General features: G+C 74.1%; 2 protein-coding genes and 2 pseudogenes. All 4 read right to left on the bottom strand.

Features of this window, described 5'->3' with window-relative positions; genetic code table 11:
- Nucleotides 1-280: pseudogene (locus AB0E96_RS38110) on the bottom strand (hypothetical protein); the annotation flags it as partial.
- Complete coding sequence (gene sigM / locus AB0E96_RS38105; RefSeq protein ID WP_359830979.1) at nucleotides 277-966, bottom strand: RNA polymerase sigma factor SigM; 690 nt, start codon at nucleotides 964-966, stop codon at nucleotides 277-279. The gene sigM and the pseudogene AB0E96_RS38110, both read right to left, overlap by 4 nt.
- 41 nt (nucleotides 967-1007) lie before the next feature.
- Complete coding sequence (locus AB0E96_RS38100; protein WP_359830977.1) at nucleotides 1008-2996, bottom strand: serine/threonine protein kinase; 1989 nt, start codon at nucleotides 2994-2996, stop codon at nucleotides 1008-1010.
- A 303-nt stretch (nucleotides 2997-3299) separates the two neighbouring features.
- A pseudogene (gene murJ / locus AB0E96_RS38095) lies at nucleotides 3300-4951 on the bottom strand (murein biosynthesis integral membrane protein MurJ); the annotation flags it as partial.
- Between the last annotated feature and the right edge of the window lie 87 nt (nucleotides 4952-5038).

Raw genomic sequence — 5038 nt, 5'->3', positions numbered from 1 at the left:
GGCCGTTCCCGGCGGCGGCCTCGGCAGCGGCGGCCGCCAGCGCGGCGTCCAGCCGGGCGGCCACGTCGGCCGGCATCGGCGGCGCCTCGAAGCAGCCGAGCAGCGTCCGGACCCCGGCGAGCGCGTCGGCCGTCTCCCGGCACTCGGCGCAGCCGTCCAGGTGCCGCCGCAGTGCCTCGACGGCGCTCGTGGAGTCGATCAGCCCCTCGGCGAGGTCGGCGAGCCGCTCGACCGGGGGGTGGTCCTCGGTGGGGTCGGGGAAGGAGGGATGGGCGTTCATCGGGCGCTCGCGTCTCCTTCCAGGATCGTCCCTGTGACGGTTCCGGGGCGCTTCGGGTTCCCCGGGGTGCTCCGGCGTGGCGGGGCCGAGCCGGGGGCGGGCGGTGTTTCACGTGAAACACCGGGTTCGCGCAGGTGCCGGACCAGCGGGAGGAGTTTGGCCCGGCCGCGCGCGCAGCGGCTCTTCACCGTGCCCACCGGGACGCCCAGCAGCTCCGCCGCCTCGGCCACCGGGTAGCCCTGCATGTCGACCAGCACCAGCGCGGCCCGCTGTTCGGGCGGCAGCTCGGCGAGCGCCGCGGTCAGCTCGCGGTGCAGCTCGGCCCGGACCACCGGGAAGTCGGCCGGTTCGGCGGCGCCGACCAGGGTGTCCAGCCGCTGCGGGTCCTCGTCGAGCGGGGTGGTGCGGCGGGTGGCGCTGCGCCGGGCGCGGTCCAGGCAGGCGTTGACCACGATCCGGTGCAGCCAGGTGGTGACCGCGGAGCGGCCCTGGAATCCGGCGGCGGAGCGGAAGGCGGACACCAGGGCGTCCTGGAGGGCGTCGGCGGCCTCCTCGCGGTCGCCCAGGGTGCGCAGGGCGACCGCCCAGAGCCGGTCGCGGTGGCGGTCCACCAGCCGGCCGAAGGCCGCCGGGTCGCCGGCGACGTGCCGGGCGAGCAGCGCCGCGTCGTCGTCCGTCACCGTCACCCCTCGACCCCCTGCCGTCGTCCCGGGTCCACCGCCCCCGGTCAGCCGAAGACCTTGACCTCGGCGACCTGGCCGGTGAACTTTCCGGCGCCATCCTTCGGCAGAGCGGTCAGCCAGAGCAAGAGGTAACGCGTGGTGACCGGGGCTTCGAGGGTGTACTCGACGTTGGCCCCGCTCTTCTTGCCGGCGAGGGTGAAGCCGTCGAGCTTCGCCGACATCGGGTTGGCGGCGGCGGCCGCGGTGGGCACCCGGAGCTCCGCGGTGTGCTCGCCGGCGAACTGGACGTTCACCGAGGAGACGGACTGCGCCGAGCCGAGGTCGATCAGCAGGCCGGTACCCGACTTGAGGGCGGGCGGCTTGGTGCCGAACTGGTCGTTGTACCACTGGGTGGTCCAGACGGTGTTCACGTCGCCGTCGACCGCCTTGCCGGGGCTGTCGCTCCCCTCCGACCCCTCGCCCGGCAGGACGTACGACTGGGCGCCCTTGATCGTGATCGGCGCCGGGTTGTGGGTGCTGGCCTGCGGGCTGGGCGCGTTGCTGCTGGCCGAGGGCAGCGGGGACGCGGCGGCCGGCCCGGTGTGGCGCAGGGTGTCGACGAACTGCCAGGAGGCGACGCCGATCGCGCCCAGGGCGACCGTCCAGGCGGTGGCCTTGACCACCCGGCGCAGCCGCCGCCGCATGCGGTGCGAGGAGGTCGGGCGGGAGGAGGCCGGCAACGGGGAGACGGTGGTGTCGGCGACCCGGGTGGGGTTGGGCGCGGTGGGCAGCGCGTGGGTGTTGTGCCGGGGCGGGGCCGGGAAGGCGGGCAGCTCCGGCTCGGGCTGGCGGATCCGGGGCATCTGCGCGATCGCCCGGACCAGCTCCTCCGGCGTGGTGATCGGCTGGGCGTGGTGCGGCGGCTGGTCGAACAGGGCCCGCGCGGCGAGCTCGGACAGGCCCTTGTGGACCCCGGCGCGGACCTGGTCCGGCGCGGCGTTCTGGAGGCCCTTCGGCAGGCCCTGGAGGTCGTAGCGGTCCTCCGGGTACGGCCAGCGGTGGGTGAGCGCGGCGAACAGCAGTGCCCCGATCGCGCGGGTGTCGGCCCGCTGGGCGTCCTCGGCGCCCTCGGCGGGCAGCCCGCGCAGCGCGGCGTCCACCGCGATCCCGTTGATCCGGTACTGGCCGCTGTCGGTGCGCAGCACGCAGCGCGGGGTCAGCCGCAGGTGGGCCTGGCCGCGCCGGTGGGCGGCCGCGACGGCGTCGGCGACCTGGCGGACCATCTGGTACGCCTCGTGCGGCTCCATCGGGCCGTTGGCGAGCAGCCTGGCGAGGTCGGAGGAGTGCGGCAGCCACTCCCGCACGACGTAGACCAGCTCGCCCTCGTGGACGGCGTCCAGCACCTGGACGAAGCGGGGGTCGCCGAGCAGGGCGGCGGACTTGGCCGCGGCCACCACCTTGCGGGCCCGCTGGTGGCCGGAGGCCATCAGGTGGACGCCGACCGCCCGGCGCAGCTTCTCGTCGACGGCGCGCCAGCTGCTGAAGGTCTCGGTCTGGGAGATGCACTCCTCCAGCCGGTACCGGTGGCCGATCATGTCGCCGCTGCGGCGCTGCGGGGCGGGCAGGGTGCGCGGGAGGGTGGCGGTGTCGCGCGGGTCGACCGTGGGCTGCGGGTCGGTGGGGCGGCGCGCGGGTCGGGCGGGCTCTGTGGCGGGCTTCTTCCGGGAGGAGCCCGCGGTCAGCTCGGCGCGGAGCTCCTGGACCGAGAGCGGTGCGGTGATCTCCGAGGTCTCCTCGCCGACGGCGGACCCCGGGCCGGCGGCCGGCGCGTCGTCCCCGTCGCCGTGCTCGTCCTCGTCCTTGGCCTTGGCCTTGTCCGCGTCGGTGCGCCCGGGAGCGGCGGCGGTGGTGGAGCCCTTGCGGGTGCCCGCGGGGGTGCTCTCGCCGGCGTCCTCCGAGCCCGCGAGCCCGTCGATCGCCGCAGCCAGCGCGGCCTCGTCCGTCGCCGCGTCAGCTGCTGACGTGTCGACGACCGCCTTGGTGCCATCAGCCACCGTGGTCCTGCCTCCCCTTGTGTCGCCCCGGCCTGAGAGAGTCGCTGGAGCCCGAGGGTCGGCAGCCCTGCGCTCCAGGACAATTGTGCCCACTCTTCTCCACCGGGTACGACCGCTGAGGCGTCCGCTCGGTTGCACGGGGGTGGAGAGATGTGGTGCAGATCCGACACCGGGTCGCCATCCGGCGGTCGGGCGGACCCGAACCAACCGGTGCCCCAGCACTCGGCCGGACGAGCGGCGGAGCTGCCTGCTCCGGTTGACGCCCGGTCAGGGCGCCCGCTCGTCCGGCCGGTGGTCGGACGGTCAGCGGCCCAGTCGGCCGCGGACCATCCCCAGCATGGAGTTCAACTCCTCGATCCGCAGGCGCTTCGCGATGAGCACGAAGACCGCCAGCTGGAGGCCGCCGGCCACGACCAGCGCCGCCACGCTGCCCGCCCAGCCGCCGAGCACCTGCTGGACGCCCAGGCTGGCGCCGAGGCCGACCAGGGCGGCCGGGACGCAGGCGGCGGCCAGCCGGCTGTAGGTCCGGCCGATCCGCTTGGTGTCCAGCCCGCCGATCCGCTTCTTCAGCTTCGGCATCGCGACCGTCACTCCGACGGCGTAGGCGAGGCCGTAGCCGAAGGCGAGGCCGACCACCGTCCACTCGGCGGGCAGCACCAGCCAGCACAGCAGCGCGAAGCCGGCCTGGCAGGCCGCGACCCAGACGGTGTTGGAGAACGGCGTGCGGGTGTCCTCGTAGGCGTAGAAACCGCGCAGCATCACGTACTGGGCGGAGTAGGGGACCAGGCCCAGCGCGAAGGCGGAGAGCATCAGACCGACGTTGGTGGCGTCGTTCAGGACGGTGTCGTTGCCGCCGACCGCGTAGATCGTCCGGCCGATCACCGGCCCGAGCGACAGGAACAGGAAGGCCGCCGGGACGACCGCCACCGCGGTGGTGCGCAGACCGTAGGAGATGTCGTCGCGCACCGCGCCGGCGTCCTCGTCGGCCGCCGCCCGGGAGAGCCGGGGGAGCACCGCGCTCATGATCGAGACGGTGATCACGGCCTGCGGCAGCTGCCAGATCAGCAGGGCGTTGGAGAACGCGGCCAGGCCGACGCCGCCGTGGCCGGCCGCCGCGGCGGCGTCGCCCGCCTTGGTGGACAGCTGGGTGATCACCAGGTAGCCGGCCTGGTTGGCGAGGACGAAGAAGAACGTCCACTTGGCCAGCCGGGCGGCCTTGCCCAGGCCGTGGCCGCGCCAGTCGAAGCGGGGACGGAAGCGGAACTCGGCGGCCCGCAGGTACGGGATCATCGACAGCGCCTGGACGACCAGGCCGACCAGGGTGCCGATGCCGAGCAGCCGCACGCCCTCGGGGGAGACGCCCTCCGGGGTGACGTGGGTGGTGCCGAACCCGCCGTAGACCCAGATGTAGGCGGAGAAGGTGAAGATCACCACGATGTTGTTCAGGACCGGGGTCCACATCATCGCGCCGAAGCGGCCGCGGGCGTTGAGGATCTGCCCCATCACCACGTGGATGCCCATGAAGAAGATGGCCGGCAGGCAGTAGCGGGCCATCGCGACCGTGGTCTCGGCGCGCTCCGGGTTGGCCATCATCGGGTGGGCGATCAGCTGCACCAGCACGGGTGCCCCGAGCACGGCCAGGAAGACCACGCCGCCGAGCCCGACCATCACCAGGGTGAGCAGCCGGCTGGCGTACGCGGTGCCGCCGTCCTCGTCGTTCTTCATGCTGCGCACCAGCTGCGGCACGAAGACCGCGTTCAGCGCGCCGCCGCCGATCAGGATGTACAGCAGGGTCGGCAGGGTGTTCGCGGCGTTGTACGAGTCGCCCATCACGCCGACGCCGATGGCCGCGGTGATCACCATGGTCCGGACGAAGCCGGTGCCGCGGGAGACCAGCGTGCCGGCCGCCATGATCGCGCTGGAGTTCAGCAGGCTGGAGACCTTGCCGCTCCTCCTGGGTCAGGCCGGCCGCCACCCGGTGCCCGGCCAGCAGACAGCTGAACTCGTTCGTGTCCGTGTCCGTGCCGCCCCCGGCCGCCATA

The organism is Kitasatospora sp. NPDC036755 (assembly GCF_040636595.1).
In the GTDB taxonomy this organism is placed as follows: domain Bacteria; phylum Actinomycetota; class Actinomycetes; order Streptomycetales; family Streptomycetaceae; genus Kitasatospora.
Note: the sequence above shows the minus strand (reverse complement) of the source record. Positions and strands in the feature narration are given on the sequence as shown.